The organism is Microseira sp. BLCC-F43, from assembly GCF_041929235.1.
Classification (GTDB): domain Bacteria; phylum Cyanobacteriota; class Cyanobacteriia; order Cyanobacteriales; family Aerosakkonemataceae; genus Microseira.
This window is the reverse complement of record NZ_JBHFNP010000057.1, coordinates 1-17,995: the sequence shown is the minus strand read 5'-3', so window position 1 is coordinate 17,995 and position 17,995 is coordinate 1. Positions and strand designations below refer to the sequence as shown.

Annotated in this window: 14 protein-coding genes and 1 pseudogene; 11 read left to right on the top strand and 4 right to left on the bottom strand. The window is 44.6% G+C overall.

The window, feature by feature from the left end; translation table 11 throughout:
- The first annotated feature begins 32 nt into the window (after positions 1–32).
- Positions 33–7,229, top strand: a complete 7,197-nt coding sequence (locus tag ACE1CM_RS09710; protein WP_374877207.1) for an OmpA family protein — start codon at positions 33–35, stop codon at positions 7,227–7,229.
- A gap of 296 nt (positions 7,230–7,525) precedes the next feature.
- Here ACE1CM_RS09710 and ACE1CM_RS09705 read toward each other — a convergent pair whose 3' ends face one another.
- Entirely contained in the window at positions 7,526–7,768 is a 243-nt protein-coding gene (locus ACE1CM_RS09705) for a hypothetical protein (protein WP_374877206.1), read from the bottom strand.
- Positions 7,769–8,397: 629 nt separating this feature from the next.
- Between ACE1CM_RS09705 and ACE1CM_RS09700 the strand changes: the two genes are divergently transcribed.
- Positions 8,398–8,892 (top strand): hypothetical protein, encoded by a 495-nt coding sequence (locus ACE1CM_RS09700; protein WP_374877277.1) that lies wholly within the window; start codon positions 8,398–8,400, stop codon positions 8,890–8,892.
- Here the strand turns inward: ACE1CM_RS09700 and ACE1CM_RS09695 are convergent.
- Both ACE1CM_RS09695 and ACE1CM_RS09690 read right to left on the bottom strand, forming a co-directional pair.
- Positions 8,839–8,989, bottom strand: a pseudogene (locus ACE1CM_RS09695) (IS701 family transposase); the annotation flags it as partial. The gene ACE1CM_RS09700 and the pseudogene ACE1CM_RS09695 overlap by 54 nt on opposite strands.
- Positions 8,990–9,086: 97 nt before the next feature.
- Positions 9,087–9,701, bottom strand: a complete 615-nt coding sequence (locus ACE1CM_RS09690; protein WP_374877205.1) for a GNAT family N-acetyltransferase — start codon at positions 9,699–9,701, stop codon at positions 9,087–9,089.
- 355 nt (positions 9,702–10,056) lie between these two features.
- Between ACE1CM_RS09690 and ACE1CM_RS09685 the strand changes: the two genes are divergently transcribed.
- The 5 genes from ACE1CM_RS09685 (at position 10,057) to ACE1CM_RS09665 (ending at position 13,735) form a co-directional block, all read left to right on the top strand.
- Positions 10,057–10,854: a TrbI/VirB10 family protein gene (locus ACE1CM_RS09685; protein ID WP_374877204.1), complete on the top strand. Its 798-nt coding sequence runs from the start codon at positions 10,057–10,059 to the stop codon at positions 10,852–10,854.
- A 99-nt stretch (positions 10,855–10,953) separates the two neighbouring features.
- Positions 10,954–11,514: a hypothetical protein gene (locus ACE1CM_RS09680; RefSeq protein WP_374877203.1), complete on the top strand. Its 561-nt coding sequence runs from the start codon at positions 10,954–10,956 to the stop codon at positions 11,512–11,514.
- A 602-nt stretch (positions 11,515–12,116) separates the two neighbouring features.
- On the top strand, positions 12,117–12,464 hold the full coding sequence (locus tag ACE1CM_RS09675) for a hypothetical protein (RefSeq protein WP_374877202.1): 348 nt from the start codon (positions 12,117–12,119) through the stop codon (positions 12,462–12,464).
- Positions 12,465–12,533: 69 nt separating this feature from the next.
- Positions 12,534–13,178 (top strand): PAP/fibrillin family protein, encoded by a 645-nt coding sequence (locus ACE1CM_RS09670; RefSeq protein WP_374877201.1) that lies wholly within the window; start codon positions 12,534–12,536, stop codon positions 13,176–13,178.
- A gap of 248 nt (positions 13,179–13,426) precedes the next feature.
- Positions 13,427–13,735, top strand: coding sequence for a hypothetical protein (locus ACE1CM_RS09665; protein WP_374877200.1), 309 nt, complete (start codon positions 13,427–13,429; stop codon positions 13,733–13,735).
- A gap of 83 nt (positions 13,736–13,818) precedes the next feature.
- On the opposite strand, the gene tnpA is transcribed toward ACE1CM_RS09665, so the two are convergent.
- The gene (gene tnpA / locus ACE1CM_RS09660) at positions 13,819–14,229 is read right to left on the bottom strand and encodes an IS200/IS605 family transposase (RefSeq protein ID WP_374877199.1); all 411 of its coding nucleotides are present in this window, start codon (positions 14,227–14,229) and stop codon (positions 13,819–13,821) included.
- Between the two features lie 29 nt (positions 14,230–14,258).
- Here tnpA and ACE1CM_RS09655 point away from each other — a divergent pair, with 29 nt between their 5' ends.
- From ACE1CM_RS09655 to ACE1CM_RS09640, 4 genes are all read left to right on the top strand, one after another.
- Positions 14,259–15,527 carry an RNA-guided endonuclease InsQ/TnpB family protein gene (locus ACE1CM_RS09655; RefSeq protein WP_374877198.1) on the top strand — a complete coding sequence of 423 codons (1,269 nt, stop codon included), beginning with the start codon at positions 14,259–14,261 and terminating at the stop codon, positions 15,525–15,527.
- Positions 15,497–16,171 (top strand): hypothetical protein, encoded by a 675-nt coding sequence (locus ACE1CM_RS09650; protein ID WP_374877197.1) that lies wholly within the window; start codon positions 15,497–15,499, stop codon positions 16,169–16,171. The genes ACE1CM_RS09655 and ACE1CM_RS09650 overlap by 31 nt, the downstream gene beginning before the upstream one ends.
- Positions 16,168–16,920 carry an HIRAN domain-containing protein gene (locus tag ACE1CM_RS09645; protein ID WP_374877196.1) on the top strand — a complete coding sequence of 251 codons (753 nt, stop codon included), beginning with the start codon at positions 16,168–16,170 and terminating at the stop codon, positions 16,918–16,920. Before ACE1CM_RS09650 ends, ACE1CM_RS09645 begins: the two co-directional genes overlap by 4 nt.
- 611 nt (positions 16,921–17,531) lie before the next feature.
- On the top strand, positions 17,532–17,861 hold the full coding sequence (locus ACE1CM_RS09640; RefSeq protein WP_374877195.1) for a hypothetical protein: 330 nt from the start codon (positions 17,532–17,534) through the stop codon (positions 17,859–17,861).
- Positions 17,862–17,995: the final 134 nt, after the last annotated feature.

Sequence of the window (17,995 nt, the reverse complement as noted above, 5' to 3'; positions counted from 1 at the left end):
AACTATTACCAATGAGCCAGCCATTAGCAATTATGACTAACAATCCACGCTTACCTCAACAAATCAAAATTCGAGTGCGGTTACCGCTGTACGGTACTGCTTTTGGTCGCGCCGACATTACCATCGAACGTTTGGACGGCAAGACATTTGAATTGCAGCCTTTGCGCTATCGACCAAAAGACGGCAGTAGCAAGTCTGCGGTGGAATGGTATCTCAGGTGCAGCGTTCCCGTAAAGGCGCGGGTAGAAATTCAACTGGTAGGCGATCGCATTTGGCAGCAGAACAATTTGAAAGTGAATTACTCAGAACAATTACCCCTAGAATTGGGGCTGGGTTTTGCGAGTGACGATTTATATTTTGTCATTCAAGGATATATAGCCGTTCCGCTAATTTTTTATAACGATATTAATAAAGACCAGCCGCTCCGGGAATTGTGGATAACCAACGATATCCAGGGAATTTCGTCCCTGTTAGTACAACCCTCCGGTTTGTACTTGCAAGGAATACTTCCCGACGCTTTTTATTTAGGAGAACAACGCTTACCCGTCACCCTGCGCGTCCCCCAAACCGAAGAAGACCGAGTTCAAAAAGACGAGGATCTTGCTAATTCATTGCCAAATTTAAATCTATTGGGAAAACGATTTTGGACGCTGGCAGCTCAAAAATTTTCTGGCAATTTAGACGCGGGAACTTATGTTAAAAATTGCGCCGATCGGGTGGAAAACTTTCGCTTACCTGCTGCCGATCGCCGTTTAGATACATTTCTCGATAACGTAGAATCTCAACCGGGAACTAACTGTATCGTGCAGTTTTTCCGGGAGGATCGGAAAATTGATTGGATCGCTCAGTCTCTCAATACTCGGATGACTATCGGCGGCGGGACGACAGCAGAAGCAAGCTTTCAACCGCAATTTCTTACCGGACAATTGCAACGCCTATCAGGAAGAAATGCGCCTTGGACGCTAACATCAATTCAGTTTGAATCGGCGGGGACAATTGCCAATCCCCCACACCCAGAACCAGATATTGCCCTGACTTTAAAAAAGACGGATTCGGTACTTGGGGATGAGGTAAAATTTAGCTTTCGTGAAACTTTAGTGCAAGCAATATCAATTCCTGCTGTTGTTTTGTCAGATAGCAAGTATCGCTCTTGGTTGTGCCTTGCTGAAGGTTGGTTGGCAATTGATAGTAGCGATATGCGGGCAGAGATTGAGTTAGAAACAGATACCCAAGGAGCGGTTTTTGGAATTGTTGAAATTGATAAATTGCTGCGAGGGTTGCAAGAAAATTCTGCTCGCAATACCGCTGATATTACCGCTACGGCGGTACAAGTTGCCACGCTGCAAAAAAGTCGCGTAGCGGTGAAGTTGAGCAATGAAGGCGGCATCGAGCAACTTAGCCTGGAATTTTACAATCCCATGACGACAGCGATCGCACCCAATGTTTGGTTCCAAGCACAACCCACCGATCCCGCTAAAAAAATAGAAAGTCACCCGCGCTTTATTCCATCCTTGACGGCAGGAACAGCAACAACAGAAATGAATCTAGAAAGTATCTTGAAACAACGTTTAGTTTCTGCTGTTTTCGTTTCCTCTAACGTCGTTAAACCTTCCCCGCAAGGACTGCCAGTTGTTGCCAGAATATCTTGGAAAAAACCAGCATTTCAATTCCAATTTAGACATGGTGCTGTTCCGGACAACCCAGACGCAACCAAGCTACAGCAATTGCTGCTATGGAACCGCCCTGTAGGTTATCCCATCGTCCAAAGTTTTCCTCTTTCACCTGTTAAAGACGAGAGCGCTTTTCTCGATACTTCGCGCGGACTGATTCCCTATCAACCCCAGACTGAAACTTGGATTGAAATTCAGTTTCCCGAACGGGGACTGCCTCGCTGCTTGCCCAAGTCTCCAGACTTAATAGATGCTGCACCCTGGCAAATTGTTACCCAATTGCTGACATCTAGATACTTTCTCCCCACACTTCCAGGCGTCGAATTAAATCTCAACCGTCAACCGATGGAATGGATTTATCGTCACAGCGTACCCGTTTTAGATGAAGCTTACGCAGAGGTCAGCGAATCCGAGTCTGAAGCCTTAACGAACGCTGGCAATGTAGAGGGACGAGATTTTACCCGCGTTGTCGGCACTGAAGCATTTACCCTGGTTCCTGCTGAAAAATCCCCCAAAGCATGGGGTTGGTTGCACAAAACAACTACGAACAAAGAAGGCGCAATCGAAATTTCCATCATTGGGGATGATGCCACGCGATTAGCACAATTGAAAGGCTCCGATCCTCACTTTGAATTCACCCTGAAAAATCAACCCAATCCTATTACCTTTAGCCGCAATATCGAAACTAGCGGCGGTTTAACTATTCCTTTGCAAACTAACATTTCGACTAGCAGCACAACCTCGTTGCCAGAATTTCAAATTGATGTAGCTAGTAACACTAACGAACCAGCTCGTTACCGTATTTTCCACAATGGTCAGCCGCTGATTGCCGAATTTCTCAACGCACAGAACCAAGGAGTAGTCACTTTGGATGGCGAGGGGCTGGTGCAAGCCGAAGCGATGGGAGATTACAGCACCTATCGCGGCCTCGATTTCGCCGAAAACCGACGCTTGACTAAAAGTTTCGCCCTCCTGCCCACACTGCACCTGGAAGTCATCGGAGTGCCTCTGGGCGAGTTTTCCCGCACCGAAGACTTGTATCGACAAAGCTGGATGCTGCACGACGGCAATGGTGGTTGGGCGAAGTTGGCGGGGTTTCCCCTTTACCCGCTTTGTATGCGTAAAATTGCGGAGAATAAGGGTAAATTTAATATCATAATTGAAGCGATTTGGCTGAACGCAACGCCATTGCAAAATCGACCTATAAGTGGCATTGGCGTGATGACGCTGAATTTTACGGGTAGCGAAAGTAACTGGAACCTGCAAGTAACGGGTGATATCGACTGGCAGTTTACCGCGCCAGAGGAGGAAGCAAGCGACTCTCCGCGCCTCGCACGACTGCAAGCGAAGCTGAAACCCAATCAAATAGGGACATCCGAGGCGTTTGAGTTGGAAGATTTGCAACTGGCGATCGCGCACCCGGTGGGTTTAATTTCGCTCACCTCATTGTCTAACGCCAGTTGTGCGATCGCTGAGGGAATTTTGCAGTTTGAGGTGCCGCAAACTACACAAGCGTCTTTCCAATTTCGGATTGGTGCTACTGAAATTAATGCGGATCAACCGTTACAACCCCTCGATAATTACTCTTTCAGATGGCAAGATCCAACGAGTGATAGCGATCGCATCCTCTTACAAGAAGCATTGCGCCTTCCTGGTGTCGCCGAACAAACTATAGAAACAATCATCTCTCTCGTGAAGCGAGAAGCAGATTATCTCAACGAATTTGGCTTATTTAAAGTAGACGATCCTCAAGGACGAATTGGCACGCTGACGCCAGACAATCCCAAATATGCAGCCGCAGCTTTATCAGAAAGGCGACTAGCTGTTTTCCCCGCTAATACCCAACAATTGAAAGTAGAGTTGCCTGCTGCCCAATTGATGGGAATGTACCTGATTCAAAACAGCACAACATCAGATTTTCTCCGGCGCAATCCGGAAAATAAACTCGGAAAAGAACCTTTAGCATTTTTCTCGTTTGTTGCCGCCAACCCAGATAAATTGTCACACTTAAAAACTGAATTAACCGAGCAAGTGGCGCGGCTATCATGGGAAGATCGGGAAGGTGCGGGGGATAGAGATTTCAACGACTTGGTAGTCGAAATTAAATTTAAACTGACTAATTTGGTCTGGGACTTAGAATTAGAGTCGCGGGCGAAAGAACCCTGCTGGAGTCTCGACATTCGTCGGGGTCAAGATTTACTCGTTTCGCTGTTATTGAAACAACACCGAATTGGCGCCTCTAAATTCATTTTTGCCACCGATGCTAACCAAAATCTTCTGTCCTTGGGCGAGAATTCCTGGTTTGAAAGGTTAGAACCGGATAGCGGTTTGCTGGGGATTGAGTTTCACATCTCGCCGCCAGGACTGCCAATGCTCAAAACCATGATGGCAGATTTGCAATTGCGCCTCACCGATAAAAGCGATCGCGCAACGCGACTTGTCCTCAGATTGAAGCTTAATTTATCCCATCCCCGACCCGCCAAGCAATATGAAATTGAAGCCGCCGGACAAATTACCCTCATCAATGCCATTCGCTTTCAAGGATGCCAGCACGTAGCTCGATTTTATTTCGACCAAGCCGATATTTCAGAGTCAGCCGCGTTTAAAATTCTCAGCGGTGAAGGACCAAAAGAAACCGTCCTGATTGGTGGGATTGCCCATCACCAATTGAAATTCAACGACGGTAAAACTTTTGACTGGCAATCTCCTCAAATCGCTCGATTCACGACTTTAGAACAATTCGCTAAGACTTTTCTGGGCAAAACAATGGTTCGTCCCCCAGAAATTGTTGGATTTGACAGCAATCAAGCTCAGATTGAGACAGAAAAACAAATTCAAACCCTGAATCGAGTCTTGCAAATGCTCAAACAAAATCCTGATGATACAGCCGATATTGAAGGGCATAGCGACAATCAAGGAACCCCCGATATCAAGCAAAAAGTTTCCGAACAACGAGCCGCATCTGTGAGGGATTGGCTGATTAGAAATAACATTGATGCCTCGCGTTTGACGGCTAAGGGATGGAGCGATTCCCGTCCTAGAGGAGATAATTCTACCCCTTCAGGAAGATCGCAAAACCGACGCGTAGAAATTATCATTTACACTACAACTCTGCCCGATCTTCCATCTGATAAAAAATCAAACTTGCTGATTGAATCGGGTGCCGTGTTTGAGATTCGAGAAGAGACTTATCCCACACCAAAAATCGTACCGCCAACAGCGGATATTGAAAATAAATTTATCCGCCTGTTTTTACGTTCCCGCGAACTCCAACAACTGGAAGCACAACCGGCGCACATAGTGCGCCTGCCTTTAGCAGCATGTAGCCAGCGCGATCGCGATTTAACCTTGTGGCCCCAAATTCAATTGCAACCAACGCCGCCAGACTTAATTTATCGTACCTTTGGTATCCAAAAGCAGATTAAACCCCCAATTTCATCCTTTAATCTTCAAACCAAAGCGTTTGAAATTTTCTATCGCACCACCCAGGCGCAGTGGCTGGCGTCCGCTTATTTGCGCGAAGCAATTTCCGATCGAGAAACTGTCGAACTCAAACCCGCATTTTTAGAAGCAGGTCGAATTACCTTGCGGCTGCCGGAACAATTGGGCGATTTAGAATGGTTGCGAAATCGAAATTCTAGCCAATTGAAAGCAGCAACTCTCGTCACGCCTTACAATCTAGACCAAGATGATGTACCCGTTTTTGACGAGCCAACTTTGTTTGAATATCCCTTAACGATCGAGGAGGTTACCAATACAGAAATTGCCGCAACAGTTGACGTGCAATTGATTGTTTTTAGCCACAATCGGCTGCAACGCATTGCCCGCGATCGCCTCAAGCCTGATGAGGATATTTTACAATGGGCTAACAATATCCTGCGCGGCAAACGTCGCAACGATGGGGCAGTTGTTCTCAAGAATTTTGAGGAGATAATTTTGATTCCCCGTGCCTTAGAAGCTTGGCGGGAAGAATTAAATAATATCCCCAATTGGGAGTTAGATCGACCGAGCGATCGCGCGAGTGCCTATGGCGAAGAAATCGATCCGCGCTGTCGGTTGCCCCAAATTAAACCGAAACCATTCGCTATTAAAGCCAACCCTAACCTGGGATTGCTGTTATTCGATGCTACTCCAGCTGACCCAGAAAATCCCCAGCTAAAATCGGTGGCTGCAACTCGCTTTCGCCTTGCACCTACGGGTGATTTTTCAACCGAATTCGCCGGAAAATTACGGCATGCACGCATTGCTAAAATTGAGTCCAAGGAACTGTTTAATTGTACCAAATGGGAGCAAGTGTCTTTTGAGCAATGCCAACTGCGATCGCACGGCGAACCTTTGTATCCGCAAGTAAATCCGCGCCCGATTGTTAACCGTCCTTACCCGATCGAAGGTTTGGCAAAACTAGAAGACGGCGATGCCACAGCAACAACGCTCCTACCACCCCTGATCGATGTGGTGGCTTGGTCTTCTCGACCAGGGGAAATGATGCGATCGCTTTGGTATTTTAACAGTCTAAGTTCCCCATCTGGGGCAAATAACCAACAACTCTATCAATTAGCTGGTTCTGCTGGAGTTTCTGTTAGTTTGCGCCAACCTCGTGCCGTCGCAGGACTTGACGAATCGGTCAGCGTAAGTGTAGAAACTTCTTACCCCCTGTTCAATTATCAGTTTTACTACGCTCGCTTGTTGTTAACCCAAATTTTGGGCAATACACCTGCTCTCCAATCAGGCGAAATCTACCCGGTTTTAGCGACTAAAAACGACTTTTACCTGTTTAATACTGGCAATTTTTCCCAAGCAGCTAGTTCTCCGGCATTAGTTTATTACAATGAAAATCAGCAGAAAGAACCGGAACCAATGGAACTGTACTTGCTAGCTGATGCAGCTTTTAAACCAAAAGATTTTGCCCCGGGCGACCCGCAAAAAATTACGGCGAAAACCGTACTTTTAGCAGTCAAACCAGGCGCGACAATTCCCGATTTGCCAGATGCTCAAAATTCCGAGGTAGAGCTTTTAATTGCCGATTTAACGGCTCCGTCACAAACAAGTAAAAGTTGGAATCAGCTTTCTGAGAAAATCTACCACATGCAAGTTCCAGGACTAAGTGACTGGGCCACCCGTTATATCAACGCCCCAAATGCTCCTACCACCGCCAATATCGTCTTGGTTAAGTATGAATTCAAGCAAGAGGAAAACATTTGGAAACCGCAGTCACCCAAAGTTGTCGGCTGCATTGCTTTCTTAGATCGAGGCAATGCGATCGTTGCTCCCAAGTTAGGTTTGGCCTTACTTGCACTACCAAAAAATAAACTAAAAGAGCAAGTGGTGCTATCTGGATATGGTCGGCTCAATGATGACAATTTTTCACCGATAAAACCTTTGTCTGCTACAGATAACGGTATAGACTGGGCGCGTACCGCCTGGTTGCACGCCCTGGAACGCATGGATTTAGAAATCGCTTTTATAGCCGTTGAACAACAGCCACCATACTTGTATGACTATGACCCTGTTCTCTACGGATCTGGAGGAGAGTTAATTCCAAAAATGAAAGATGGGTAAGCTTTGCATCTAATTATTTGGACTTTGGACAAAGAGAAAAACGGTTCGCGAGCTAATGACGCGAAGCCAACTTGTGTTTGATAGGCCAGCTGTAGCTATCATTCCCTCTTTACTTATGAGCTAATCAATCGCATTTCTCTGGTATAATCTCACTTTCACCGTCGTAATATAAATCAAGTTAACTGTTAGTTAAAGAATTAATAGTGCGATCAAGTTCATCGATTTGGGTACGTCGAAAAACTTGGACTACCGCTGCGATATGCTCCTCACTACCAGCCCGTCCTAAATGTTTATACTTACTCTTTTTTTTGCAATATGAATGCTTGCTCAAAAATCTCATCAGTAGCTTGGAGTTTATAGTACCAATAAACTTTCTGTCGTTGTCGTACCTGATAACGAGCCACATAGCAACTCTTGGGAGCTACTTCACCTTCATCAAAAATTTGTTTAATTTTTACTTTTAAAGCAGCAATAGTAGCAGTTAAACGCTCAGCTCTTTTAGCCAAATCGGGAGCTAGCTTCGGTTTATGGCGATTCATAGTTGGCTTGATCAAAACAGATATATCCTAATTTAATGGGAAAATAATTCGCGATTATTAACCGCGAAATTAAATTTTTACCAGTTTTTTATACCCACTCTACCTTGTGAAGACCAGCTCGCCCAATTGCAGCAATTTCGCCAGCAGTTATACGACCTCTTTCCCCATAGCCATGACAGTTTAATGGATTTACTGGACGCACTTTCAGGGAACACAACGGCTCAGTCCCCAGTAGAATTGTGCTTTCCATCCCTTGTTTCGTCGAGGCTATAGCGCTTTATATAAAGCTATTGTACAATTTTTCCAGCCGAGATCGTCTGTCTCAGCGATTGAGGAAAAAAACTTTTTCAACAGTCTTTACTTAAAGCGCTGGCGCCATTTATTCCGACACCGACTCAGAGGCAGTTTCATTTATTTGGCCTAGACGCCACCCCCATGCCCCGCTATGATTGCTAAAACTTTGGAAGACCGTGCATACATTCATCAACCCAATACCATTAAAGGCAATAAACCAATTAATATTGGGCATCTGTATTCACTGTTGTCTTTTTTACCTGAACGCGCTCACAATTCTCATATCCCTTGGTCAGTTCCTTGACGCCTTGGGGGATAAGCCTAATACAATCATTGTGACTAGAGCGCGTAGTAATCGCGTTTTTTATCGTCAACCTGAAGTGGTTGAACCAGTTAAAGTTAATCGTGGACACCCTTACCGACAACGATTTGACATGGAGCATATGCTTCGTTTTGGCAAGCAACGGTTGTTAATGGGGTCGGATCAAACTCCAGATGTGGAGCATGAAGAAAACTGGGTGCAACTGACTTTACTAGCTTATGTACAACTGTGGGCAGCGCGGGAATTAGTTGATAATCTGCCTCGCCCTTGGGAGAAATATCACCACAAAAAAAATCATAATTTCATCACACCTAGTTTGGTACAACGGGACTTCTACCGAATTATTAAACAGATTGGCACACCCGCTGTTTCTCCCAAACCGCGTGGTTTTTCTCGTGGCAGAAATCCAGGTGAATTGAGGGAAAAAAGAAAGCGGCATCCGGTGATAAAAAATGAGATAGGTTTTTTCGCTCACTTTCCCCTAATAATCCTCCTAAATAGTTTCTAAACTCTCTTTTTTGGGCTAATGTTTTGAATACATCATCGAACCGACTGCACCATCGCTCAAAGCATGGTGGCATGGCGGCGGGGGTCGTTTCCTTCATTCACCCTCCTTTGACATAATATCCCTTTTCCACTTGCATTATAGCCTTATTTGTCCTGGTTTTTTGTTTAAGTCCCGATAGCAGATTTACATCTAACTCATCGAAACAAACTTATAATCCAACTGATCGTAAGTGGTAAAAGAGCAAATACCAAAGTAGCCATAACTAGAACCAGAATAAAAGAAAATATTGCTCTCAGTCGAAAAAGCCAAGAAACAACATGCACATAGATTTTTTTAATTCTTGGAGTCTTAATTAATTCTTTCTCTAAAATTATGCATGGTATCCAAAATTTACCCTCCGAATAAAAGCCTGATTCACGATTTATCTTATAGCCAACAGATTGATAAAAATTTACTGTGTCCAGTGCGGAAATCACATGAGTGACTTTGTTGCCTTTATCTATCGCTATTTGCTCCACAGTTTCAAGTAGTTGTGTGCCTATCCCTTGACGCACGAAATCTGGATCGACATACACGCCAGCAATTTGGGACGACTGAACAAGAAGCGATGCAAATCCAACAATGTCATTTTTATGTTCTGCTACAACCTCTATCTCTTCTTGGGCAAACCTAACTGATGCTTGGCTGCGAACCAGAGACTCAATCTGAGTTGAATTGTAACTTGCTGATAAAGTTCTAAGTGAACTGGTTTGTAGTTCTATAATTTTCTTTGAGTCTTCAGGCTTAGATAGACGAATTTGAAAATCCATAATTCGTAACTACTGTAATAGATGGGAGATCCTACTCTAAAGTTACTTGATGGGTTTTTGAAATCTAAATTTCACATTGTTATCAGGTTTCCAGCAAGGGCAATCACATCTAGAATAATTATCGCATCAAGTGGTGCGATCGGAATCACTATTTCTTCTTGGGATTAACATGAACGAATTGAAAAAATTGTCGCCTTTCTGAGACAGCGCTGTCTCTGTTGTTGCGATCGCTATCAGCGTATAGAATAGTTTGTTTACATAGTAAAGCCTGACTCTGTTGAACGAACCATCAGGTGCTTGGAATTCTATCTCCCTTCCAGAATAGCCATCAAGTTGAACATGCCGCCCAACAGAAATGGCAGTCGCAGAAGTACCTAGAGCTGTGATAGTTGATAGAACTAAAACAACTACTTCAGCTCCAGAAAAAAGCTCGATCGATCCGGGAATATATTTAGCTGAAGAAGCGCATATTTTGCAGGAAAATCCCCTCAATCAACAGGAGCGAAATTTCCAATTTGGTCAGCTTGCAGAAGCTAGTTTGCTAACACCAATTGTTGCTTCAGATCGAGCCAATTCACCGACAGCAAATCAAAATCAAGAACGCTTTGTTATCAAACTCAATCAACCATTGAAAGATAGCAATGGACAAGCTTTACTTCCTGCTGGGGCACTCGTAATATTTGTAGTTGCGGGAGTGAATGCAAACGGACTGGTGATGCCTAATGCGATCGCAGTCGTTGTCGATGGCAAAGAATATCAGCTTCCCCCCAATGTTATCAGCCTGCGCGGCAGCGATGGCAAACCCCTGATCGCGTCTAAATGGGGCGATCCTGGGGGAGCGATCGCACGCATGGACGCAACGACAGCAGTTATGGGGGCTGTTGGGAAAGTAGGTCAAATTATGAATCAACCTCGCCGCGAACAACAGGAAGATTCTGACAATATTTATGGCAATAGACGTAGCACCACAATTGAACGCGGAGAACCAAATTTATTAGGAGCTGTTTTGGAAGGTGGATTGAATCCCTTACAACAACAAATTCAGCAACGCAACCAACAAGCCGTACAAGAAATGCAAAATCGTCCAACACTTTGGTATGTACCGGAAGGCAAAAAAGTCCAAGTGTTCGTCAATCATTCTTTTGATATGTAACGTCAGTTAGCCGCTAATTGCTAATCTGGCTAAAACTATCATATTAGCAATTAACCATTAGCAATTAGCCACAAAAAATAAATTATAGGAGGTAGAAACATGAAAAAACTGCACGATTCAAATCTGATGTTTTTAAGCTTTTTAACCTTAGCTGTAGGAGTTCTTGGTCACGGAGGGAGAGCCGTGAGTTTAGAGACACCAACTCCCTCTCTACATCGCATTACAGTTGCTGAAGCTACAGGAAAAACAGGCATAACCCCAACTTTATATCTGGTTCCGGGCTACGGTCTAAATATCAGTTTTATTTCCACTGGGGAAATCATCGAAAAAGTTTGGCTGGACAATCCGCAATTTATCACTTTAGATGTAGACGGTTGTTTAGCAGGACTAAGCAGACAAGCATGTCCTCAACCAGGAGCTACTGTAGTGCATTTGCGGCGAATTGAGGAATTAGATATTCCTGGTTTACCTCGAACAAATAGTACCTTGCTAACTGTGATTACTGCCTCTAGGACGGGGCGGCGAATCTATACTTTTCGTTTGAGCAAAGGTTCAGGAATGCCACAATACCACACCGTAGAAGTTATAGCATCGGCAGAGGTAGCTCCTGCTCGCCAAACGTCATTTGTTTCTTTAACATCATCTGGGGGAGATTGGTAAACAATTGAAAATGGCGTGCGCGTAGCGGTTGAGCGTCGGCTTTTGCGTCAAGGTTCGCCTTTGTGGTACCGAATTGAGAATTTTTTACAGCGGCTTAAGATCGGTAGCTCTACAATAGAAGCTGCTAATTTATCTGGAATTTCTGTTGAGTTAGTCGGAAAATTACAAGAGTTAGGAGCTAGGCAGCAACCTATTAACAATTCATCTCCTTCCCTACCACAGTCATAGCCTTCTGCGGTTTTAATAGCGAGATGAATAAGAAAAGAGAGGTTTTTCGCAACCCAACTTTATTGTTCCCGAAAAAGCGATATGCCATCCGGCACGCTGCGCGATCGCGCCTCTACAAATTATCCAGAGTGGTTGAGCCGCTAACAACTCATGATATCAAGCAGGCGAGCTGAACGCATTAAATCGATTAGAGAGTGGAAAATCCGCCTTCAAAGGCGGATTTTTTGGATCCATCGGCTCAACTCTCATCCCGCACCGAAGAAGTAAAATTAAGGGAACATTCGGATTAACTTGCAAAAATGCAACCTTAGAATCAGTAATCTGCCCCAAATATCGATTAATCTGCTAACAGTAACAAACTCTTAACACCTTCCATGACCCAACAACGACCCCCACTACCCCAACCACAACTCGAACCTGCTGGCATTACCTTCGAGCAATATGAGGAATTCACTCCCCAAAAACTGGAACTGGTGGATGGACATTTAGGCTACGGCGGACAAAACCCAAGCGGATTTCACCTCGCTGTTTTAACCAATATGGGATTACTTACAGCGATTCGCCGTGTCGGTGTATCCTTGTGGATCGAAGCCTTAGATCGTTACATGCTTACGCATTTATCAACCGTCAATGCCCAAGAAGAAGTTGCTGAAGCTATGCTTAATAGATTCAACCGGGCAATGGAAGACTTAAAAGCAGTTGCCGAGTTTCTTCAAGAATAGGAAGTTGTTCGGGTAGTAACTAGCGATGGAAATTTCCATTACAGATTATGCTGTTCTCAAAGCATACAAGTGGAAAAGCGAGACATGATAGGGGATGAAACAACCAGATTAGCCTTGAAAACTGAACTGTTGCAACGAGTGGAAGCATTAGAGACTTTTCAAGCTCTATTTCCATCACCAGCACAGCCAATCGATCAAATTGTCCAACAATTAGAGAGCCTCAATCCCATCCCGCACCCGCTAAGTCCCAAGCATCTCCCTTCTCTAATCGGTGACTGGCAATTAGTGTACGCCTCTAACGGAACGGTCGTCACGCGAGCGATCGCATCAACACCAAATATGTTGGGAGGAATCCAAATCAAACAGGTGTGGCAAAGCTTAGTTACAGGCGAGCCAGGTAAAATTAATGCATCTAACGGTGCTTTGATTGACTTGCCATTACTAGGTGAGTGGCAGTTACAGGCTGACGGAACTTGGAATTGGGGCGAAGATGACCAAATTGCCAAGGTAACTTTTGGCACATTTTATATCCGAGCCACCAAACCTTTTGGTTCCTCTAGCTGGAATTTACCCGAATTAAAAATCCCAGTATTAGAATTCCTCCGAAAAGAAGCTTTGTGGACGACTTCCTATTTAGATGCAGAAATTAGAATCGGGCGAGGAGCAACGGGTAATCTGTTTGTATTTCGTCGCGCGCGCCAGCTTTTGAATTAAAACCGATGCAGTGCGTCGGCTCTTGTCGCATTTATTATAGTTGGGTGGTGCGATCGCGGTCTTCTGGATGATAAAGCTTGAAGTTCGCTGTATTACTAGCAATACATATAGCTTACCTCGCGAAGTGGGAGAAGTTTGTCGAAAAATCCGCCTGACAAGGCGGATTTTTAACCATCGACTGACACGGGCAGATTGGGTTTTTTAATGTTGTAGCAGGCGAGCGATCGCTTCACTGAACAGATGACCTCATGAGTCAACCGTTTCCGATTATCGTAGTTCCAGCAGATGCAGCCGTTGCCACCGAGGCGATGGGAACCAAATTCAAATTCTGGTTCCATCACCCGGAATTGGGCTATTGCCTGTATAAACAAGCCCGACTCAACACTGGCGAAGATTGGGCAGAAAAGATAGCATCCCAGTTGTGCGAGTTACTCAGACTGCCCTATGCCCGAATTGAACTAGCCATCTGGAATCACAATCGCGGCACGGTTTTCCCCTCCTTTGTACCCGATGCTGGCAATCTAATTCAGGGAAACGAGATTCTTGCTCCAACTTGATGTCGGCAGGGGTCGCCCGTTATACCGAAGGTTAACGGGTGGGGAATGCCGACCAGCAATAAACCTTCAAGGGTAGCGAATCCTTATTCTGGATTTGCCTGTTGCTCAACATATTTTTTAAGCTGCTCAACAGTTACCCCGCCACAACTGGCTACAAAATAAGAACCCGTCCAGAAAATAGGTTTTCTGTAAATTCGATTGAGATAGTCACCGAATTCTTTGCGGACTAGGCGACTAGAAACCGTTTTGAGATTGGCAATAAACTTACTCAGTTCAATTTGAGGATGATATCGAACCAGCAGATGTACGTGGTCGTCCTCTCCATTGAACTCTAGTAGGGTCGCTTCCCATTTTGAACAAGTTTCATCAAAAATAGTGGCTAGTCGTTCGTGAATCGCTTTGTTGATAACTTTCTTGCGGTATTTAGTCACAAATACAATATGAGCGGTAAGCGTGTAGACAGATCTAAAACCCTTGTCATACTGTATTGTCATGGTTAGCGATAAGCTATAAAATGATAGTTATGATTCTAACCTACTTCTACCGAATTAAACCCAGTGCCTCACAAGAAGCAACAATGCTCTATACGTTAGAGCTGCTTCGTCGTCACTGGAATTACTGTTTGGGGCAGAGGTTAGATTGGCTACGACAAACCCGTTGTCAGATTGACCGTTGCAGCATTGTTTCTGAACCCATTGGTGAGATACCAAATAAAATTGATTACTACACTCAACAGTCAGGCTTAAAGCAAACAAAGGTGCTGTTTCCTGAATACAAAAACATCTGGTCAGAATCACAACAGGTTAATCTGCAACGATTAAACAAAGCTTGGGAGCGTTGGCTATTTCCTGATAAGTCAGGAAAGCGCGGGGGTAGACCGAAGTTCAAGAAAGTTGGTGAATTACGCTCATTTGTCTACCCTCGAATCAACTGTCCTAAAGCTGGAGCGCATTTGAGCAATGGTGTACTGAAACTATCAAAAATAGGGAAGATGCCGGTTATCATGCATCGCCCTATCCCTAATGGTTTCACCTTGAAAACTTGCACCATTGTCCATAAAGCTGATGGGTGGTACTGCTGCATTTCTATGCAAGATGACACCGTACCTAAACCGATGCCGTTGGATGAGGTGAAGACTGCTGTCGGTGTCGATGTTGGACTTAAGGATTTTCTTACCACTTCTGTTGGTGAGACTGTTCCCATCCAGCAAACTTACCGCAAAACCCAGTCTCACTTGGTTCGTCAGCAACGCAAATTAGCCCGCAAGGAGAAAGGGTCAAATCGTAGCAATAGACAGAAAAACAAGGTAGCCAGAATTCATCAACGCATTGGTAGAATTCGAGAAAACTTTCACTACAATACCGCTCACAAATTAGTCAAAAAGTATGACCTGATTGCAGTGGAAGATTTGAACATCAAAGGACTTGCTCGTACAAGATTGAGTAAATCAGTTTTAGATGCAGCATGGGGGAGGTTTATTACCATATTGGACGCAGTGGCAGTCAAATGCGGTGTCCGAGTGGTGAAGGTAAGCCCTCAAGGAACATCTCAAAATTGCTCAAGCTGTGGAGTAAAGGTGCCAAAAACTCTATCCATTCGTTTGCATGAGTGCCACAAATGTGGACTGGAAATGGATAGGGACGAGAACGCAGCTCGGAATATACTAGACCGAGCTTTAAACGAGGTGGGACTCCGGAAAGTCTGCGCGTGGAGGCCGAGGGGATACCCAGCCCGCGAAGCGCGAAGCTTTTTCAGGTTGGGATGGTGTACAACTATCTCTATTCTGAATTAGAAGCTCCCGTTATAGTGCGAAGCACACTTAACGGGAGAGAACGTCACACCTTTAACGTGTCGCAACATACCCTCGATATCGTGCTAACAGCCATCAGCAACAACGTGGTGCAACTGCCTCTTTCCTGGATACCTCCAAAGGGCATCACAACAGCAGTGGAAACCTTCGTAGGCTACCTACTATTGGATGCGTGGATTGGGAATAGCGATCGCCACCATGAAAACTGGGCATTTATCGAAACCCCTATAACCTCATCCACATCGCCAGCAACGCTAAATTTAGCCCCCACCTACGATCGCGCCTCCAGCTTGGGGCGGGAATTGTTGGATATTAAGCGGCAAGAAAAGCTTAACAATCGTTCCGTATCGGCCTACGCAGCAAAATGTAGATCCGCACTATATGTTCAAGTAGGAGACAGAAAAGCCCTCAAGCCTTTGGATGCCTTTCGATTAGCTGCACAACGTTATCCTCTTGCTGCTAAGGTATGGCTAGAACAGCTAGCCAGCGTATCTATGACAAACACACTGGCACTGTTTAACTGCATTCCCAACGAGTTCATTTCAGAAATTGCGATCGCCTTTGCTCAACAAATCCTAGAAATAAACCAACAACGACTGCTTGACCTGCAAAAAGAACTACGATGAAAACATTGTTTCTAGCTTGGCAAAACCCACTGGATCGCACTTGGTTTCCGATTGGGCGATTAACCTTTGACGGAACTAACTATCAGTTTGTTTACATCCAAGGCATACTAGCAGCACAACAGCAATACGGCTTAAGGTCATTGCCGTCGTTCCCAGAATTAGACTTAGTTTATCAATCTCCAGAACTGTTTCCATTATTCGCCAATCGTCTCTTGCGTCGCAGCCGACCCGACTACGCAGATTTCTTGCGGTGGTTGAACATCCCAATTCATCAAGACGACCCAATGGCAATGCTAGCGAAAAGCGGAGGGCAACGGGTTACAGACACCTTGTTTGTCTTCCCCTGTCCAGAACCAGATGAGAATGGATTCTACCACTTCCACTTCTTTGCTCAAGAACTCCTTAATTTGTCACCATTAAACGCTAGTCGAATTAGCCGCTTACAGATGGGCGAGGTGTTGCGTCTAGTTGGCGACCCTGAAAATTCGTATGACCGCGCTGCCTTGATGCTGTGTACTGAAGATGATGATTTAGTAGGCTATTGTCCCCGGTATCTTTCTGATGTTGGCTTTGAGGTGTCGGGTCAATCTCCCTGTTTAATTGATGTGGTAGTTGAGCGCATCAACATGGCTCCTGCACCACTCCAGTTCCGGTTGCTGTGCCACATGACAGTACAGATGCCGCAGGAGGAGCGCCCGTTCTTGGGTACGATGTACCAACCACTAAACGCTCTGAAGGCAGCAGCTTGACCGGGATCATCAACATGCGCCTGTAACAATTTTTTACCTTAGTTGTCCCGGTGAGAAATTAGGTCAAATTTAGGGAAAAAATTGGCTTCAAAATTGAAAGATCCTACAGACAAGGGCATTGAATGTTGCAATTATAATTGCCTTTAACCTCGAAATTCAGTAATCCCAAATTTGTTGCTTCTCTTCTACAGAGTCTCTCTCGTTTCCGTGAAATTGGTTTTTTTAGGGTTGTTATAATTGTTGTGTTGGTAACTTGTCGAGTAAGAATTCAAGTTTAAGTTCCCACGACTGCAATAATATTATCTCCTGTAACCAGGTTATTCAGTTTTTTTCATGTACATTCGACTGTATATCTTTTGCCGGAGGTTTAACCGCATAACCCAGGCTAAATAGTTGATGAGAGAACTGAAGAATTGATCGCTGCTCAAGGGCGATGATAGCGCGATATGCCTGTGGCACGCTGTACGCGAATGCATCTGGTGTATTTGAGAGCATCGGGCAGGCAGTTTTCTTGAATATAGGTTCATCACCACAGGATGAGTTAGGGATGCATCGCCAAATTCATAGAACTAACCAAATATTTTCTTTTTTTGCACAGAGAGTTCCAGAATATGGTGTTATTTGTCAACAAGCAAAAAGCGACGGAAGCTCTTGGTTTAAGTAGCGAAACCTTGAAGCGTTATCGGCTTCAGGGCGAGTGGATTGAGGGAATTCATTGGGTAAGGATTAACAGTCGTTGCGTGAGGTACAATCTGGAACTGATTCAAGATTGGTTCCACAATAGACACGATCCAGCAGCTCATCTACGGGCAATTGAATTCTATCAAGCGAGCTTATTAAGCAATCAAAAGAAATCTAATAATTTTATTTTTAAAACAAATAATATTTCTCATAAACGGGACTTGTTAATTCTCATCCGTTGCACCAAGCTAAACATTTAGCGAGATGGCAGAGGATTTCAAATTAAATAACAATCAGGAATCAGAAGACATTGACAGCTTCTCAAAAGAGGAGATGGAAGTAATTATTTCTGCATTCGAGAATCATCCTCGCTATAAACACTATGCCTCATTTG